Source organism: Rhodococcus sp. SJ-3, from assembly GCF_051918125.1.
GTDB lineage: Bacteria > Actinomycetota > Actinomycetes > Mycobacteriales > Mycobacteriaceae > Rhodococcus.
The window spans coordinates 2,740,950-2,758,907 of record NZ_CM123306.1 but is presented as its reverse complement, the minus strand read 5'-3'; the positions used below and the strand labels follow the sequence as shown (position 1 = coordinate 2,758,907).

At 65.6% G+C, this 17,958-nt stretch carries 18 protein-coding genes; 11 read left to right on the top strand and 7 right to left on the bottom strand.

Translation table 11 applies throughout. From position 1 onward, the window contains the following. The first annotated feature begins 1 nt into the window (after position 1). Genes ACTDXD_RS12695 through ACTDXD_RS12680 form a run of 4 tightly spaced genes read left to right on the top strand, consistent with a single transcriptional unit; the run spans position 2 to position 3,797 of the window. Entirely contained in the window at positions 2 to 547 is a 546-nt protein-coding gene (locus tag ACTDXD_RS12695) for a hypothetical protein (protein WP_440127344.1), read from the top strand. Beyond that, positions 544 to 1,149, top strand: a complete 606-nt coding sequence (locus tag ACTDXD_RS12690; protein WP_440127343.1) for a signal peptidase I — start codon at positions 544 to 546, stop codon at positions 1,147 to 1,149. Before ACTDXD_RS12695 ends, ACTDXD_RS12690 begins: the two co-directional genes overlap by 4 nt. Continuing rightward, a complete protein-coding gene (locus tag ACTDXD_RS12685; protein ID WP_440127342.1) occupies positions 1,133 to 1,771 on the top strand; it encodes a SipW-dependent-type signal peptide-containing protein in 639 nt (212 codons plus the stop codon). Before ACTDXD_RS12690 ends, ACTDXD_RS12685 begins: the two co-directional genes overlap by 17 nt. A gap of 7 nt (positions 1,772 to 1,778) precedes the next feature. After that, complete coding sequence (locus tag ACTDXD_RS12680) at positions 1,779 to 3,797, top strand: signal peptidase I (protein WP_440127341.1); 2,019 nt, start codon at positions 1,779 to 1,781, stop codon at positions 3,795 to 3,797. Between the two features lie 83 nt (positions 3,798 to 3,880). Here ACTDXD_RS12680 and ACTDXD_RS12675 read toward each other — a convergent pair whose 3' ends face one another. Then, on the bottom strand, positions 3,881 to 4,381 hold the full coding sequence (locus tag ACTDXD_RS12675) for a nuclear transport factor 2 family protein (RefSeq protein WP_440127340.1): 501 nt from the start codon (positions 4,379 to 4,381) through the stop codon (positions 3,881 to 3,883). A gap of 110 nt (positions 4,382 to 4,491) precedes the next feature. Here ACTDXD_RS12675 and ACTDXD_RS12670 point away from each other — a divergent pair, with 110 nt between their 5' ends. The 5 genes from ACTDXD_RS12670 (at position 4,492) to ACTDXD_RS12650 (ending at position 8,818) form a co-directional block, all read left to right on the top strand. Next, positions 4,492 to 5,070: a TetR/AcrR family transcriptional regulator gene (locus ACTDXD_RS12670; protein ID WP_440127339.1), complete on the top strand. Its 579-nt coding sequence runs from the start codon at positions 4,492 to 4,494 to the stop codon at positions 5,068 to 5,070. A gap of 28 nt (positions 5,071 to 5,098) precedes the next feature. Further along, positions 5,099 to 6,010, top strand: a complete 912-nt coding sequence (gene gluQRS, locus ACTDXD_RS12665; RefSeq protein WP_440127338.1) for a tRNA glutamyl-Q(34) synthetase GluQRS — start codon at positions 5,099 to 5,101, stop codon at positions 6,008 to 6,010. Positions 6,011 to 6,105: 95 nt separating this feature from the next. Continuing rightward, positions 6,106 to 7,029, top strand: coding sequence for a hypothetical protein (locus ACTDXD_RS12660; RefSeq protein ID WP_440127337.1), 924 nt, complete (start codon positions 6,106 to 6,108; stop codon positions 7,027 to 7,029). 111 nt (positions 7,030 to 7,140) lie between these two features. Further along, entirely contained in the window at positions 7,141 to 7,974 is an 834-nt protein-coding gene (locus ACTDXD_RS12655; RefSeq protein ID WP_440127336.1) for an RDD family protein, read from the top strand. Positions 7,975 to 8,074: 100 nt separating this feature from the next. Further along, a complete protein-coding gene (locus ACTDXD_RS12650; protein ID WP_440127335.1) occupies positions 8,075 to 8,818 on the top strand; it encodes a queuosine precursor transporter in 744 nt (247 codons plus the stop codon). Here ACTDXD_RS12650 and tgt read toward each other — a convergent pair. The 5 genes from tgt to ACTDXD_RS12625 all read right to left on the bottom strand — a co-directional run bounded on the left by tgt (position 8,794) and on the right by ACTDXD_RS12625 (position 15,878). Next, entirely contained in the window at positions 8,794 to 10,068 is a 1,275-nt protein-coding gene (gene tgt / locus ACTDXD_RS12645) for a tRNA guanosine(34) transglycosylase Tgt (protein WP_440127334.1), read from the bottom strand. The two genes, ACTDXD_RS12650 and tgt, sit on opposite strands and share 25 nt — an antisense overlap. A gap of 88 nt (positions 10,069 to 10,156) precedes the next feature. Then, the gene (locus tag ACTDXD_RS12640) at positions 10,157 to 11,350 is read right to left on the bottom strand and encodes an MFS transporter (RefSeq protein WP_440127333.1); all 1,194 of its coding nucleotides are present in this window, start codon (positions 11,348 to 11,350) and stop codon (positions 10,157 to 10,159) included. A 170-nt stretch (positions 11,351 to 11,520) separates the two neighbouring features. Beyond that, positions 11,521 to 12,024 carry a cysteine dioxygenase gene (locus ACTDXD_RS12635; RefSeq protein WP_440127332.1) on the bottom strand — a complete coding sequence of 168 codons (504 nt, stop codon included), beginning with the start codon at positions 12,022 to 12,024 and terminating at the stop codon, positions 11,521 to 11,523. Between the two features lie 186 nt (positions 12,025 to 12,210). After that, positions 12,211 to 13,104, bottom strand: coding sequence for an amidohydrolase family protein (locus tag ACTDXD_RS12630; protein WP_440127331.1), 894 nt, complete (start codon positions 13,102 to 13,104; stop codon positions 12,211 to 12,213). A 41-nt stretch (positions 13,105 to 13,145) separates the two neighbouring features. Continuing rightward, a complete protein-coding gene (locus ACTDXD_RS12625) occupies positions 13,146 to 15,878 on the bottom strand; it encodes a calcium-translocating P-type ATPase, PMCA-type (RefSeq protein WP_440127330.1) in 2,733 nt (910 codons plus the stop codon). A gap of 120 nt (positions 15,879 to 15,998) precedes the next feature. On the opposite strand from ACTDXD_RS12625, the gene ACTDXD_RS12620 reads away from it, so the two are divergent. Together ACTDXD_RS12620 and ACTDXD_RS12615 are read left to right on the top strand one after the other, a co-directional pair. Beyond that, positions 15,999 to 16,418 (top strand): pyridoxamine 5'-phosphate oxidase family protein, encoded by a 420-nt coding sequence (locus ACTDXD_RS12620; protein ID WP_440127329.1) that lies wholly within the window; start codon positions 15,999 to 16,001, stop codon positions 16,416 to 16,418. A 37-nt stretch (positions 16,419 to 16,455) separates the two neighbouring features. Then, entirely contained in the window at positions 16,456 to 17,334 is an 879-nt protein-coding gene (locus ACTDXD_RS12615; RefSeq protein WP_440127634.1) for a cation diffusion facilitator family transporter, read from the top strand. 8 nt (positions 17,335 to 17,342) lie between these two features. Here the strand turns inward: ACTDXD_RS12615 and ACTDXD_RS12610 are convergent, their stop codons facing one another. Continuing rightward, positions 17,343 to 17,945, bottom strand: a complete 603-nt coding sequence (locus tag ACTDXD_RS12610; protein WP_440127328.1) for a LysE/ArgO family amino acid transporter — start codon at positions 17,943 to 17,945, stop codon at positions 17,343 to 17,345. Positions 17,946 to 17,958: the final 13 nt, after the last annotated feature.

Here is a 17,958-nt window from a genome sequence, read left to right as displayed (position 1 = left end):
CATGGGGCGCAAGTTTCTGTGGACCGCCGCTGCCGCCTCGGTTCTGCTGCTCGGCGCACTGTCCGCGCAGCAGACCGGCGCGCTGTGGCGCGATCAGGCGCAATTGAGCGGCGGCACCATCACCTCGGGACGGCTGACGGTCCTGGCAGACGGGTCGGAGAACTACCCGTGGTCGGCGTTCGGCGGCACCAACCTCGCTACCGGATCGATGGTGCAACAACCACTGACCATATCGATCGCAGGAGAAGTGGGCGTGTCGTACCAACTGCAGTCTGTGACACAGACCTCCGCAGAACTGCCCGTGGTGGTCACCGCCTGGATCGTCGGTTCCACTGCCTCCTGCCCGACATCCACCGGCGCTGTAGTCCCGGAGCCCGATGGACCCGTCGCCGGACCGTGGACCGCGTTTCCCGCACCGTCGACAGGACGCATCGTCCCTGCAGGGACCTCCGAAACATGGTGCCTGCGGGCGACGGTCGGGCAGACCGCACAACCGGGCAAGTCGACGTCGGTCACCCTCCACTTCCGAGCGGAACAACAGCCATGACCGAAACCGCAACCGCCGGTTCAACCGAAGAGCGCACAGGAGTGCTCTGGTGGATTCGCAACGTCCTGAGTTGGACACTGATGCTGGCGATGCTCGCGCTGCTGGTCATCACCATCTTGATCCCGGCCGTCGCAGGAGCCGAACGGTTCACAGTACTGACGGGGTCGATGGATCCGACATACCCGCCGGGCACGCTTATCGTGGTCGACCCAGTCGAGCAGGATGAACTCGGTGTAGGGGCGGCCATCACCTACCAGCTACGTCCAGGAGAGCCGGAAGTGGTGACCCACCGGATCATCTCCGCCGCGCAGTCCGCCCGGGGAATACGGACCTATATCACGCAGGGCGACGCCAACGACATACCCGACGAGAAACCGGTGGTGTACGAGCAGATCCGCGGGCGCGTCTGGTACAGCATCCCTTATCTCGGATACGTGAACAATTGGCTCACCGGCCAACAGCGAGCGTGGACGATCGGCCTCGTATCCACAGCCTTGTTCGGCTACGCGGCGCTTCTGTTGATCAGCGGCGCACGCGAGAGCGCAAATCGACGCCGAAATGCCACAGAACGCTCTGGAGCCTCCGATGGTCGACAATCCTAGTGCGGCAACGCGTGTGCGTCACACATACCGGAACCTGTCGGCGGCATTCACCGTGCGGGTGCGAGCAATCCTGTCGCTGGGAATGATCCTCGGCTTGGGATCGGTGGGAACCTTTGCACTGTGGGCTAATTCGGCTGTAGCTACCTCCGGCACGTTCAGCACGGGAATCGTCGACCTTCGAGTCGGCGACGCAAAGACCTACACCGTCAACGACCTCGCACTGTCCGCCATGGTGCCGGGTGAGAGCAGAGCTGCGATGATGCAGGTTCAGAACACCCGATCGACGATGGACGTGACCTACACGATGGCCGCGAGTACACCGGCCGGCAGCTCCGCTCTGTCCGATCACCTCGAAATCCGAGTGTTCAGCGGCGGGACCGCATCGAATTCCACCGCGAACGGAATGCGAGCCGGCACCTGCACCGGGACTCGGATCGGGTCGGCGACACTGCGTGCAGGCAGTCCCATCGCGTTGATCACCACAGCGCGTCCGCTGGCTGCACAGTCCGGTATCGAGACACTCTGTGTCACAGCAGGTCTACCTCCAAACGCTTCCATGACCGCACAGAACCGGACGGTTCCCACCATCGTCTTCACCTTCAACGCACAAACCACCATGTGAGGTCCGAGTGAGCACACAACACCGGAAACCGAGGTCCGCGACTCGCATCCGCGATGCTCTGCTCTCCGTCGGCGCGGTGATCGGAGCACTGTGCATTCTCACGGCTCTCGCATCGGTGCTGTTCAACCTGACGCCGTTGGTGTTTCGCTCCGGATCGATGGAGCCGACCATCGCGTCCGGCTCGTTCGCGATGGCCCGCTCCGTGCCGGCCACCGAACTCCGCGCCGGTGATGTGGTCAGTGTCCTCACCGACCAAGATGTCCGAGTCACGCACCGAATCGTCGCAGTGGACTCGGCGGCCGGAAACACCGCGCTGCTCACCCTTCAAGGTGACGCGAATCCTGAGCCCGACGCACGCCCCTACGGTGTCACCTCGGCAGAGCGCATCCTTTTCCACATCGACCATCTCGGATACGTGGCGGTATGGCTCGGGACTCCACTCGGGCTCCTGGTCCTCTGCGTGGGCGCCGCCGCACTCGCCTGGATTGCCGTCCGGCCGCACGGCCGTCGCACCACCGACCGTGAACCCAAGCCCAGGACTTGGCCCGTGTCCGGCACCCCCGCGCCGGTGGTACTCACTTTGTCGGTGATCACCACCGTGGGACTGGGATTCGGGCACATTCCCGGCACCGCCGCGGTGTTCACCGATGCCGCCACCGCCCAGACCGGCGCGTTCTCCTCGAAATCCGAGTTCGTGCCGAAAGTGCCGGGCACCGTGGGATGCACAGGGCGTCTGATTGTCGGTCAGCCCGACCCGGTGGCGTTGAGCTGGCAGCATGTGGGCGCCCCCTATCAGTACCGGATCATCCTGCGGGACCTCGAGGGGCGGGTGTGGCGCACATGGGACGTCACGAACATCACGGTTGCGCAGGGAGGAACGATTTCCTACGAGATCTACGGGACCGGCCTGCCACAACGAAGCCTGATCTGGCAATACCATGCCGAGGTCCACACCATGCTTCCCGGCGGCACGGTCTCCGCCGCATGGACAGGACGGCTGGTGTCCCAGCCACTCGGCCTGCTCGGACGTGAGGATCTGAACTGCAGTCCCTTCGGCGAACGTGAAGGCACCCCCGCCTATGTGCAACCCCCCGCCACCCTGACGTGTGTCACCAACACCGCAGAGAAGCCGACGAAGGCCACGCTGACCTGGCCCCATCTCGGATCCGGCTACACCTATCAGCTTTCCGTCCGTAATCCGGCCACGAGCAATCCGGCGTCCACGACCGCCGTGTCGGCTGTCCCGACTACCGCCGGGGCACCCGTGACTCAGTCTGTGGCACTCAGCGACCTGGACCTGGGGATGATCACCACCGGAACCGGTATCGCGGAGGTGCGCGCGCTTCAGGCCGGAGCCAGTTCGACCGGGTTCGTCGCCTACCGGCTCGACATCTCATCGACCACGGGCGTCGCGTGCGCAGCGCCTGCACCAGGCGCGCGGTCCGCGCAGGCAGCCGCGCCAGCGACGAGCTCGACGACATCACCGCCGCCGCCGTCGTCCTCCGTCTCGGCTTCCGTTTCGTCACCGCAGCAATCCCCGGACGCGCAGGCGAACTCGGAAGCACCGGAGCAGGCGCCTCGATCACCCACCCACGGACCGGAAGCAGAGGATTCCGATCAGATACCTCTGAGCGCTCCGGTGGATTCGGCCACGGGAAACTACAGTGCCCAGCTCGTCCGGTCACAAGACCGCCCGGTGGCGGTGATCAACTCAGCGGCGGGCACGGAGGAATACCGTACGACCGCATCCGCCGAGGACACGCTGACCTGGCTTCCCGGCACCGATGAGCTGCGTATCACCGGGCCTTCGGGAACGTGGTCGGTGAGCAAGTCGGCCGGGGTATGGACGAAGGCTGCGGTCACGGAACCCGCGCCTGCGCCGCCCGCCGCTTCCGAACCTACGGCCACACCTGAGCCGGCCCCAGCACCACCTGTGGTCGACGAACCGCCTCCCGCTGCCACGCAGGAATCCGCACCCGAGAGTGAGCCGATCGAAAAGACACCACCGGATACCCCGGAGGGCTGAGCCGATCCGACCGTCAGCTCGACCTCGAATACCCCGCGCGCACATCGCCGCCTTCACAACCGCAGCGACTGTGGTACACCTCGTCAGGCGCCCCTCTTCGCCATCTTGTCGAGCCACGCCCGCGCATCGTCGGGGAGGTTTCCGCATTTCTCGGCGTGCGCACACCACCGCTTGGTGGCGGCGAGGAAGTTCATCGGGTTGTAGGCATCCTCCTGGTACGACCACAACCCGTCGCCGGCGTAGTGCAGGATCGTGATGTTCGGGGCGTTGTGCTCGGTGCCGTCGCCCGGGTCCTCCATCGGGTTCTGCACTTCGCAGATCACCCAGCCGCGTTCCTCATCGAGGACGTACCAGGACGGCGGAAACGACGTCATCCGACTGCCGGGAAATGCCGACATCGTCCGCGTCACCCACTTGCGGATCGCTTCGCGGCCGTTCATCGTCCCGTACGCGTGCTCGACGTATTCTGCGTCCTCGGTGAACTGGTCGGCGTAGCAGTTCCAGTCGCGGGTCTGTGTTGCCCGCACGACCGTTTCCCGGTAGTCCGTGTACGCCTTCTCGAGTTCGTCCCGACTCCACCCCATCACAGTCCCTTCCCCGTAGTTGCGCGCCTGTCGGACTCCACAGAGCACGATCGTGTGGAGGCCCGCCCCCATGACATCAGGAACCTCACGCGCTCCGCTACGGTTCTCCCATGCGCGCCCGCCCCTACGCAACCACCAGCCCCACCCGGCTCGCTGCGGCACTGCTCGAGGTCGCCGCACGCAGCGGTCTCGAAGCGGCGAGTGTACGAGAGGTCGCAAGTCAGGCGGGTGTGTCGATCGGCGCTGTCCAACACCACTTTCCGACGAAAGACGCGATGCTTGCGTATTCGTTTCGGGCCCTCGCCGACAGGGTTCTCACGCGCCTGTCCGCCGTCGATCCCGACATCGACCCCACGCGGACGCTGTTCGCTGCGCTGAGCCAGTTGCTCCCCCTCGACGACCAACGCGGCAGCGAGGCGCACGTGATGGCCGCATTCGCGGTGCGCGCCGCGACGTCGCCGTCGTTGAGTTCGATCCGTAGTTCCGTACTCTTCACGATCCGGACGGGACTCGCGACCGTCCTGATCCGCATGGGCACCCCTGATCCGGAGACGCGCGCAGCCCTGCTCGTCGCGGCGGTGAACGGTCTGGCCCTCGACGCGACGTCGAGCCCGGACCTGTACCCGCGCGAATACCTCACACACGCTCTGTACACCCAGATCCATCTGATGCTCGACGCCGCGAACTGACGTACGTCCGGCCCGATAAGGTGCACGGGTGTCACATTCGGCCGACTACGGCGCGGGACGGTTCGCGCCCAGCCCGTCGGGCGACCTGCATCTCGGCAACCTCCGTACCGCCGTCCTCGCCTGGCTGTTCGCACGATCCACGCAGCGTCGATTTCTCATGCGAATCGAGGACCTCGATCGGGTACGCCCCGGAGCCGAACAGTCCCAGCTCACCGATCTCGCTGCGCTCGGTCTCGACTGGGACGGCGAGGTCGTTCACCAATCCCGCCGCCTGCGGCTGTACGACGAGGCGATCACACGCCTCGAACGCGCCGGCCTGACGTACGAGTGCTATTGCACGCGGCGTGAGATCCAGCAGGCCACATCGGCGCCGCACGCACCCGCGGGCGCGTACCCGGGCACCTGCCGCGACCTCACCGCAGCCGAACGCGCCGCGAAACGCGACAGCGGCCGTCCACCGGCGATCCGGCTGCGAGCAGAGGCTGCGTACTACACGGTTCACGACGTACTACACGGTGAATTCACAGGAATAGTCGACGACCTGGTGTTGCGCCGCGGTGATGGCACCCCGGCCTACAACCTGGCCGTGGTCGTCGACGACGCGGACCAAGGCATCGATCAAGTGGTGCGCGGCGATGATCTGCTGAGCTCCGCACCCCGCCAGGGGTATCTGGCGTCCTTGCTCGGACTTCCGATACCGCACTATGCGCATGTCCCCCTCGCGTTGAACGCCGAGGGGAAGCGCCTGGCCAAGAGGGACGGCGCCGTCACTCTCGCAGACCGGGTCGCGCTCGGGGAGGCGCCTGCCGACGTGCTCGCCACGATCGCGGTGTCCCTGAAGCTGGCGGATTCCGGCGAACCGGTATCGCTCCCCGTGCTGCTCGACCGGTGGGATCCGACGCAGATTCCGAGGGAACCCTGGGTGTATCTCCCCGTGTGAACACAGCGCCGGAAGTGATGCACCGAGGTTGTATCGCACGTAACCTCACGTGAGAACGGACAGCACGTGCACCATCCCATCCTCGAGAGGATCCGATGACGACCGGCGGCTACGACCCGAACAAGGACCCCCAGCAACCGGGGGACGACCCCAACCAGTCCTGGCCCGGGTATCCGCCCGGCGGCACCAATCCCCCTCCCGGCGGATATCCCCCACCGGGCAACTACCCCCCGCCACCCCAGAGTGGCAGTGGGTACCCACCTCCTCCTTCCGGCAACTATCCGCCCCCGCCCGGCGGTAACTATCCACCGCCTCCGGGAAGTTTCCCGCCGCCCCCGAGCGGGGATTTCGGTGGCGGCTACGCACCCGGCGGGCAGCAACTCAGCGTCGGAGATGCGATCTCGTACGGCTGGCGCAAGTTCAGCCAGAACCCCGGCGTGTGGATCGTCGCCATGGTGGTGGCCTTCATCATTCAGGCGCTCCTCAACGGGATCTTCAACGGGTTCGACTTCTCGGTCTCGCTCGATGATGGTGCGTCCGGCTTCGGCGTCTGGTCGATCATCGGCAGCTTCGTCACCGCCGTCGTCGGTTATCTGATCCAGGCGGCATTCGTCCGCGGCGCGCTGAGCGAGACCGACGGGCAGAAACCCGCTTTCGGGACCTTCCTCCAGGTTGGCGCCGTCGGCGCGGTGATCCTCGCAGGTCTGCTCGTGGGTATCGCAACCACCGTTGGGTTGTTCCTGTGCATCATCCCCGGAATCGCCGTCGCGTTCTTGACGTGGTGGACGATGCAGTTCGTGGTCGACCGCAACCAGGACGCGATCACCGCCATCAAGTCGAGTTTCAACGCGATCAAGTCCAACGCCGGCACCCTGCTCCTGCTCGCACTCGCGCTCATCGGCATCAACATCGTCGGCGCCCTGCTGTGCGGTTTGGGACTGCTCGTCAGCGTTCCGGTCTCGATCATCGCCTCGACGTACGCCTACCGGGTCACCACCGGGGGCCCTGTCGCTCCCTGATAGGCCTCCCGGAACGACCGAGCCACCGCATCGTTGCGCCACCGTATAGCTGTCCGTCACCGGGACGTTGTACGGTGGCGCAACTGCATCTTGCTCACAAAAGGGAGATATATGACATCCGGTGGATACCCACCCCCGCAGCCCAATCCGCAGAATCCGGGCTCGTACCCGGGCGGCGCTCCCCAGTACGGCAATCAGTCGGGCTATGGAGCGCAACCGGCGGACTACACTCAGCAGTTCTCCGGGCCGATCGATGGCTACGGGCCTGACAACAGCGGCGGGTACGGCGCCCCCCAGTACGGGGCGCCCCAGAACGGGGGTGGCCAGTACGGTGGGCCGCAGCACGGCGCGCCGCAGGGCAACCAATTCGGTACGCAGCAGGGCGCACCTCAGTACGGCGCTCCGCAGTACGGTCAGGCGCCCGGCGGGCAGCAGTTCGGTGGCCAGCAGTTCGGCGGGGCCCCCGGTTTCCCTTCGCCGACACCGGGGTTCGGACCGTCGCAGCCGGGTGAACTGCTGCCGCGTCTCGGCGCACGCATCATCGACGGGTTGATCGTCGGAATCCCGATGGGCATCCTCACTGCGCTCGTTTCCTTCGGGTCCGGGAGCGGGTTCATGGCCTTCGTCATGTCGGTTCTCACGGGAGCTGTCGCCTTCGGGTACTGGACCTATCTCGAATCGACCCAGGGCGCGACCTTCGGGAAGAAGCTGCTCGGCCTGTCCGTGGTCGGCCCGAGTGGTGGTCATCCCACACTGGAGGAGGCGGCCAAGCGCAACGCTTTCGTCGCACTCCAGGCACTGACCGGCATCCCGTTCCTGGGCTGGCTGGCAAGCCTCGCGTCGTTGGCTGCCTACATCGGCATCGCAGTAACGATCGAGCAGGACGGCACCAAGCAGGGTTTCCACGACAAGTTCGCGGGTGGCACCCGAGTGGTCAAGAACTGACACTCGTCATCAGCGCAGCGGGCTCCGTCCATCGAGGACGGGGCCCGCTGCCGTTGTCACCACTTTCGCATTCCCCCAGCCCGGGTGTTTGGATGGCCAGGTGACAAACGCAGCAGACTCCCCGACATCCGCATCCGAGCAAGTGGCGTTCGCCCGGGTGGGGCACAGCTTCTATCCCGGGATTCTGGTGTTGTTCAGTACGGTGCTGATCATCTCCAACATCACCGCGACGAAAGGTGTCGCGTTCTTCGGCGATACCGAATTCGGGGTCGGACCGCTGCAGATCCTGCCGATCATCACCGACGGCGGGTTCTTCCTGTTCCCGCTCGCATACATCCTCGGCGACGTCCTCAGCGAGGTGTACGGATTCGCCGCGACCCGCCGCGCCGTGCTCTTCGGTTTCGGAGCAGTCGCGCTGTCGGCACTGTGCTTCTGGATCACGTGGTCACTTCCTGCCGCGGACTTCTACGAGCACCAGGACTCGTTCGAGGCGGTCCTCGGGGTGGTACCCCGCATGCTTCTCGCAGGTCTGGCCGGATACCTGGTCGGGCAGCTGCTCAACTCATACGTTCTCGTGTGGATCAAGAAACGTACGAAGGAGAAGCACCTGTGGGCCCGCCTGATCGGATCGACGGTGGTCGGTGAATTCGCCGATACCCTGATCTTCTGCGCTATCGCTGCAGGTGCAATCGGCATCTCGACATGGGCGGACTTCGTGAACTACGTGGTCGTCGGATTCCTGTGGAAGACACTCGTCGAGATCGTGATCATGCCCGTCACGTACCAGGTGATCGCGTACGTGAAGAAACACGAGCCGAGTTACGGTGCGCGTTTGGAGGGGTAGAACCGGCCCAGCGTCTCGGCCTTGTGCTCGGCGAACCGGTCGTCGTCGATGCTGCGGCGGATGTCGTCGACGAGACGCACCGTGTACCGCTCGTTGTGGATGGTGCACAACGTGGACGCGAGCATCTCCTTCGCCTTGAACAGGTGGTGGATGTACGCGCGCGTGTAATTCGCGCACGTGTAGCAGTCGCAGTTCTCGTCGATGGGCGTGAAGTCACGGCGGAAACGGCTCGTGTTGATGTTGAAACGTCCGTCGGGGGTGTAGATCGCGGCATTACGTGCCACCCGGGACGGATTGACGCAGTCGAATGTGTCGGCACCGTGTTCGACAGCGACGAACATGTCGTCGGGTTCGCTGATCCCGAGCATGTGCCGCGGCTTGTGTTCCGGAAGTTCTTCGCTGCACCAGCGCACGATCGTGCCAAGATTCTGCTTCTCCAGGGCCCCGCCGATGCCGTAGCCGTCGAACCCGCGGCCCGTCTCACCGCGGATCGATTCGAGACCGCGGCATGCCTCGCGGCGCAGATCCTCGTACTGTGCGCCCTGCACCACACCGAACAACGCCTGGTAAGGGCGGTGGGCGCGCTGCGCGGTGAGCTTCTCGTGTTCGGCGATGCAGCGCACGGCCCACGCCTGTGTGCGCCGCAATGACTCCTCCTGATAACCGCGGGTGTTCATCAGGGTGGTCAGCTCGTCGAACGCGAACATGATGTCGGCACCCAGCTGATGCTGGATGCGCATCGACACTTCCGGGGTGAAGCGGTGCTTCGACCCGTCGAGATGCGACTTGAAGGTCACGCCGTCGTCGTCGACCTTGGCGAGCCGTTCCTTACCCTTGGCGATGACGTCGTCGTTCTGGACACCCACCGACTCCATGGCGAGGACCTTCTTGAATCCCACACCGAGCGACATGACCTGGAATCCACCGCTGTCGGTGAAGGTCGGACCGGGCCAGTTCATGAATTTTCCGAGGCCTCCGGCCTCGTCGACGATGTCCGGCCCCGGCTGCAGATACAGGTGGTAGGCGTTCGCAAGGACCGCCTGCGCCCCGAGATCGGCCATCGCCTCGGGCAGCACCGCCTTGACCGTCGCTTTCGTGCCGACCGCGATGAACGCCGGTGTGCGGATATCGCCGTGCGGTGTGTGGATGGTGCCGGTACGCCCCAATCCGTTGTCGAGGCGGGTCCCGATGGTGAAGAACGGATCGTTCGGGGTGGGCACGGGTGTGTCGGTAACGCTGGGGTCGGTCACATCGTCATCCAATCATGACGCCTGCAGGTTCTCTGTTCGCGTACTGCTGATGTGTGGTGTGCACCCGCAACCGTGGCCGGAGTCGCCGTCACACGTATGGTCGCCGCGTGGCGACGGCAAAGATCGCCACACCCGCCAGCGCCAGCACCACGCCGACGGCTGCGGGAGCCGTGTATCCGAATCCCGCCGCGATGACGACACCGCCGATCCACGCACCGAACGCATTCGCGAGGTTGAACGCCGCATGGTGAAGCGACGCCGCGAGGGTCTGCGCGTCGTCCGCGACATCCATCAACCGGACCTGCAGACCCGGCCCAACGGCGGCGCAGCCTGCACCGAGCAGGAAGACCAGCAGTAGCGCCGTGTAGGGGTTGTGCGCTGCCGCGATGAACACCGCAAGCAGTACAGCGAGCGACGTCACCGTCATGAAGATTCCCGGCACCAGAGCGCGGTCGGCAAGACGCCCGCCGACGAAATTTCCGACCACCATCCCGATTCCGAACAGCATCAGAGCGACGGGGACGAGCGACTTCGACAACCCTGCGACATCGGTCAGGGTCGTGCTGATGTAGGTGTAGACCGCGAACACGCCACCGAATCCGATGACCGCTACCGCGAGCGTCAGCCACACCTGCTTGCGTCGCAGAGCGCCGAGTTCGATCCGCACACTCGTCGTGGGAATCGACAGGGACGGCACCCACATCGCAATAGCTGCTACCGTCACCGCACCGATCACCGCGACGAGGACGAACGCGGAACGCCACCCCAGCGCCATTCCCAGCCACGATGCCGCAGGCACCCCGACGACGTTGGCAACCGACAGGCCCATCATCACCAGCGACACCGCCCGAGCACGCTGACCCTGCTCCGCGAGATGCGCCGCTACCAGCGCCGCGACACCGAAGTACGCGCCATGGGGCAGGCCGGCCAAGAACCGGGACGCGACGAGCAGCTCGTAGTTCGGTGCCAGCACGGTCGCCGCGTTGCCGAGCGTGAACGCGATCATGAGTGCGATCAGCAACGTCTTACGCGGCAGCTTTGCGCCGATCACCGCGATCAGAGGCGCCCCGACGACGACCCCGGCCGCATACGCCGACACGACATGACCTGCGGTGGGTTCGGAGATACCGAGCCCGGACGCGATGTCGGGCAACAGACCCATCGCAACGAACTCGGTGGTGCCGATTCCGAACGACCCCAGGGCAAGCGCCCACATCACCCAGGCCCGTCGCGGGTGGGTGGCAGTCGTGCGGGCCGGACGGTCGGAAGCCGTGGTGGTCATGCAGGAGGAACCTTCGATTGTGCGAGTTGCAGGAGCCGGTCCATCGGCGCTGATGGTGTCGGCCATGCGACACCGCGGACCGGGCAAGCTTCCATTGTCCTGCGACTGCGCTCCGACGACGATTCGAGACGACGTGAGTTATGCCATGCCCCGCATCACCGATCCGGGCACTACCACTTCGTGCCTGCGCGCTCCGAAGCGAGCAGCCGGAGCGCGCCGTCGTCGATCCGGTACCGGCTCATCGTCGACAGGGCCGGCGCGTACACGTGGACGCTGATGGCTGGGACGTCAGACTCGTTCGCCACCTCGTGAATGTGGCGGGCGCCGAACCCGCGAACCTCACCGGATCGAATTTCGTTCCGCGACAACGTCACCGGCGATCCGAGCAGGACAGCGTCGGGCGGCGCGTGCACGGTGGTCTCGGTGAGCACGCCCCGCGCCACCGCGAAGGCACCCGCGCTGCCGCCGTGATCGTGGATCTCGGTCCGCTGACCGGGGAGCCAGGTGAGCAACCACACCTCGTGGTGGTCGACGACGGGCAGCCGGGTGTACCAGCGCTCCTGCTCGTCGAATCGAACGGCCGACAGCCATCGGCCGGGATCGCGTGCGATCTGCAGCGCGAGGGAGGTGAGATCGAGGTCGGCACGGATGGGCAGGTCTGGCTGAGTGAGCATGGGGAACGTCCTGAAATCGGGGCACAGAGGTACCCGGGCGGAACAGAAGAGAGCGGCGATTTCAGCGACAACAGCAGCGATGCGCGTCGTCGGCACGGTTCGAGCCCGTGCAGAGACCGCGGTGCGCGTTCGCCGGGAAGTTCACGCAGACCATGTCACCGGTTACGGAACCGCACGTCAAGAGTTCTACTCACCACCGTTCGAAAAGAAACGTGCCGGATTGCCCGTGCGCAATCGCACGCCGACCGAGCCGCCGAGTGCGAGAGGTGCGGCGTAGGGACGGTCGGACCCGAGCAACACCCGGTCCTCGCCCAGATGCGCCAGCACCGTTGCCACGATCTCCCGCCCGTACGACGACGTCTCCATGTACACACCCGGTGCGGGCACATCCACGGGCCCGCCGCGGGTGGCCATGCGGTCGGCGTGCAGTGGGGCCAGGCCCGCGAGCATGGCGAACAGCACCCGCAGCCTCGGGAATCGGCGCGCACCGAACTCGTGCCAGGCGAACCATGCGGTGTGCATCTGACCGACGTACGACACCATCGCCGGCCACCACGCCGGCACATCGGGCGCCGCTGCCGGACCGGGGTGAACGAACAGCGGTGCGCCTGCACGCTCGAGTTCTGCCAGCAACGGCGCGCACCGATCGAACCCCTCCCGATCGATCAGTGCGGTGGCCGGTATCTGCAGGCCGACGCACCCGGCGTCGAGCACATCGCGCAGCATCCGCGGGTCGGGCTCGACGACATTCGCGGCCGCCCACACGCCGAACGGCGCAGGCAACGCCAGCGCACCGTGGTGGTAGGCGTCGAGCAGTGGGCCGGACTCGCCCGAGGGAAGTACCTCGATTCCCAGCGCACTCGACATCGACACCAGGGCGAGATCGATTCCGTCCCGGATGGTGAGAGCAGCTCTCGCGGGAACCGAATGGTCGGCGGGATCGACCTGATAGGGCGGCTCGCCGGACAGGTGCAGTGTCCAGCCGTCGAGCCGGGGCGGGCTGCTGCGGTCGCGGAGGGCGTCGACGAACGACGACGGCCACAGGTGCTGGTGTACGTCGACGCGGGGTCGTCGCTTCATGTGCTCCAGCGTTGCCTCCCCCGCGGTATCGAGTCAACCGTTCACGTCAGAACGGGCCTCTCGACTCGTGCCGACCTCCTCGCCTCGACTCGTCGCGCCACGAACTTGCCGATCTCGTCGACCCACAACACCGTCGATCCCACCGCGACCGCGAGCGCCCACTGGTACGACGTCAGTGAGGTGGTGTCGAAGAATCCCTGCAGCACGCTCATCTGCACCACACAGATCTGCATCACGATGACCGCGACAATCGCGATCCAGATCGTGTGATTGGTCAACGTCCGCATCGAGAACACCGAGCCGAGGTTCGATCGCACGTTGAAGAGATTGAAGACCTGGTAGAACACGAACGTCGTGAATGCGAGGGTTGTCGCGAACAGCGGGTCGGAGGCACTGTCGGGGAACCACTTCGGACCGTAGTAGAGGACCGTGATCGTTCCTGCGGTCATCAGCACGCCGAGACCGAGGATCCGCTGTACGCGATCCCGGGTGAGCAATGCTTCCTTCACCGGTCGCGGCGGCCGGTTCATGGCGTCCGGCTCGGTGGGGTCGACTCCGAGGGCCAGCGCGGGTGGACCGTCCATGATGATGTTCACCCAGAGGATCTGCAGTGCGGTGAAGGGTGCGCCGCCCGCCAGCCCGAGCACACCGGCGGTGAGGAAGATCAGCACGAATCCCCACGCCGTGGTGAGCTGGAACTTCACGAACTTGACGATGTTGTCGTAGATCCCCCGGCCCTCGGACACCGCTGCGACGATCGTCGCGAAGTTGTCGTCGGTGAGGATCATGTTCGCAGCGCCCTTGGAGACGTCGGTGCCGGTGATGCCCATCGCGACACCGATGTCGGACTGCTCCAGCGCAGGCGCGTCGTTGACACCGTCGCCGGTCATGGCAACGATCTGGCCATCTGCTTGCAACGCCTTGACGAAACGGATCTTGTGTTCGGGCGCTACTCGGGCAAGGACACCGAATTGTGCTGCTGTCCCACGGAATTCGTCGTCACCGAGCGCATCGAGGTCGGCGCCCGCTGCGGCTCGCCCGCGGATACCCAGTTCGTCGGCGATCGCCGACGCAGTGACGAGGTGGTCACCCGTGATCATGTGCACCGAGATGCCGGCATTGTGCGCCACCTCGATGGCATCCTTCGCTTCGGAGCGTGGCGGGTCGGCAATGCCCACGATCGCGTACACGGTCAGACCGGCCACCGCGTTCTGCAGTGCCTCTGCGTCGCCGCGAGGTACCGCATCGAGTGCGCGGCCGGCGATCATGAGAGTGCGCAGCCCCTCCGAAGCAAGATCCTCGACCGCGCGACGTATCCGCGTGCGGGTGGAGTCGTCGAGCGGGACCGTGCCGCCGGCACGCAGGGTCGACGAAGCTCGCTCGAGCAACACACCGGGCGCGCCCTTCGCGAAGCACTGATAACCGCCGTCCGGACCGGTGTGGAACGTCGCCATGTACTTGTAATCCGAGTCGAACGGCACTTCCTCGATCCGGGTCAGAGCCGTCCGGCTGCCCTCGACGTCGATTCCACCCTTCTCCGCGAGCACCACCAGCGCACCTTCGGTGGGGTCGCCGACGAGGATGCCGTCGCGTACCGTCGCGTCGTTGCACACGGCCATGCCGAGCAGAGCTTCGGTGAGATCGGGGACGGGCCTGCCGTCACCAACGAGAATCTTGCCCTCGGTCCCGTATCCCGTGCCGGTGACGCGAAAGCTGCGGCCGTGCACCAGCAACCGCTGCACCGTCATCTCGTTGAGCGTCAAAGTGCCGGTCTTGTCGGTGGCGATGTGGGTGGTACTGCCGAGCGTTTCGACAGCAGCGAGTTGCTTGACGATCGCGCCCCGAGCCGCGAGCCGCGACGCGCCCATCGCCAGCGTGAATGCGACGACCGCGGTGAGCCCTTCGGGGATGGTCGCGACCGCGAGTGATACGGCGGTGACGAGAAGTTCGGACCAGGTCTGTCCGCGCAGTAGGCCGAGGACGAACACGAGCGTGACCGTGATGACCGCAATGATCGTGAGAGTCTGCGCGAGCTGTCCGATGCGCCGCTGCAGCGGAGTCTGTTCGGCACCGGCGGTACCGAGGAGCGCGGCGATCGCTCCCATCTCGGTGCGCATGCCGGTGTCGGTGACGATCATCGAGGCGCGGCCGCGGGTCACCTCGGTGTTCATGAACAGCATGTCGTGGCGGTCGCCGAGTGGGGCGTGGGGGTCCTCGACAGGATCGACGGTCTTGTCGACGGGTTGTGACTCACCCGTGAGTGCGGCTTCTGCGACCTGGAGTCGTACAGCGGCGACGAGACGGCCGTCGGCGGGCACCGAGTCGCCGGCCTCGAGTTGGACGATGTCACCTGGGACGAGATCGGCGCGGGACACTTCGACGCCGCGTCCGTCACGCAGGACCCGCGCGGTCGAGACCGACATCTGCTTCAGTGCCTGCAGACTGTTCTCGGCGCGGGCTTCCTGCACGTAGTTGAGGACAGTGTTGAGGACGATGACCGCGAAGATGACGACGGGAGTCTCCCACTCCCGCGACACGGTCGCGCTGACGACGGCCGCGACGACGAGAACGAGTGTCATCTTGTCGGCGAGCAGCGAGAGTACTTTCCGCCACGCGGGAATGCTCTTCGCCTCGTCGAGCACGTTGAGCCCGTACTCCGCGCGGCGGCGCTCCACGTCATCCGCGGCCAGCCCCCGATCAGGGGCGACATCGAAGGACTCGGCGACATCGTCTGCGGGTCGGGTGTGCCACTCCGTCACGGTCTCGGCTGCCATCGACATTCCTCCGCGTGCTCGGTGGGTCGTTCTCACCGTAACTGCATGTGGTACTTCTGCGCTGGGCGTACGTTCGTGATGTGGTGGAAGGGCAGCGTCGAAATTCGAGTAGGAGCAGCGATGAGCGATTTCCCGAAATCGGATCAGCCCGTCGTTCGCCTGTCCGATGAACAGGCCTGGGAACGACTCGCGTCCGAGAAGGTGGGACGCCTCGTCACGGTCGTGGGTGAGCGTCCCGAGATCTATCCCGTCAACTATGTCGTGTCGGACGGCAAGGTGTACTTCCGGACCGGGGAGGGAAGCAAGCTCTCCGAGCTGACCGTGCATTCCACCGTCGCGTTCCAGACCGATCACATCCACGAGGACACCGCGTGGAGCGTCGTCGTGCACGGGAGCGCTCGCGTGCTGCGGAGCTTCGACGACGCTGCCAGGATCGATGCGCTGGGCCTGACCCCGTGGGTTCCGACACCGAAGTTCAACTACGTCGAGATCACGGCGACAGAGATCACCGGCTTGCAGTACAACCTCATAAAGGGCTGATACGGCGGTGACCTCGACGCAGTCGAACCGGCTGCTCATGCGGTTCATGTGGTTGTCGGTCGCGGCGGCACTGACGACGATGGCCCTCAAAGCCCTTGCCGCGTGGTTGACGGGATCGGTGGGTCTGTTCTCCGACGCCCTCGAGTCCGGCGTCAACCTGGTCGCAGCGATCGTGGGTCTGCTCGCGTTGCGGCTGGCTGCGAAGCCCGCCGACTTCAACCACGATTTCGGTCACGGTAAGGCCGAGTATCTATCCGCTGCCGTCGAGGGCACGATGATCTTCGCGGCCGCGGCCGCAATCCTGTGGACGTCGATCGCGCGACTGCTGTCGCCGCAGCCTGTCGAAGAAGCCGGCCTCGGTCTTGCGCTCTCGGCCGGGTCATCCGTGATCAACCTCGTGGTCGGCTTCGTGCTGATCCGTGAAGGCAGGAAACACCGGTCGATCACACTGGTCGCAGACGGCAAACATCTCCACACGGACGTGTGGACGTCGGTGGGGGTATTGGCGGGCGTAGCGCTGGTGGCAGTCTCGGGGTGGGACGTGCTCGATCCGATCGTGGCGATCGTGGTGGCCCTGAACATCCTGCGCATCGGGTACGGGCTCGTGAGGCAGTCCGTCGTAGGCATGCTCGATGCCTCACTCCCCGCGGAGGATGTCGCCGTCGTGAACGCGGTACTCGACCGGTATCGCACATCGGAGCCGGTGGAGTTCCTTCCCGCCCGCACGCGTGAGTCGGGTCGCCAGCGCTTCGTGTATCTGACGGTGCGGGCGCCGGGCGACTGGTCGGTGCGTGCCGGGCACGAACTACTCGACCGGCTCGAAGCCGATCTTCGGGACGCGTTGCCCGGAGTGACGGTGTTCACCCACCTCGAGCCGTTGGGCTATCGCAGGCGTGGCACCGCTCCTCGCGCGTAACGCAGCTCTCAGGAGGACACCACGAGTCCGGCGCCGAGACCGAACATCAGGACCGCGACACTGCCGTCGAGAATCCGCCAGGATCCTGGCTTGGCGAACCAATTGCGCAGGTAACGCGCGCCGTACCCGAGGGCGACGAACCACACGGCACTCGCGGCGATGGCTCCCGCACCGAACCACCAGCGTCCGGGGTTTCCGTAGTGGTTGGCGACGGATCCGACCATCAACACGGTGTCGAGGTAGGTGTGAGGGTTGAGCCAGGTGAGTGCGAGGCAGGTCAGTAGCGCGGCACCGATCGTGACAGCGCCACCGGGTGCAGCCGACAACGCCGAAGGACGCAGCGCACGCCGCGCGGCGAGCAGCCCATATCCGATGAGGAAAGCGGCTCCTGCCCAACGGATCACATCGATGACGCCGGGTGCGTGATCGAGGATCGTCGCAATTCCCGCGATACCCGCCGTGATGAGGAGCGCATCGGAGATCGCGCACACTGCGATCACGGGCAGCACGTGTCGTCGCGCGATGGCCATGCGCAGAACGAACGCGTTCTGCGCACCGATCGCGACGATCAGTGACAGACCTGTGACGAAGCCGGCGGCGAGAAGGGACATGCGTTCCACGCTA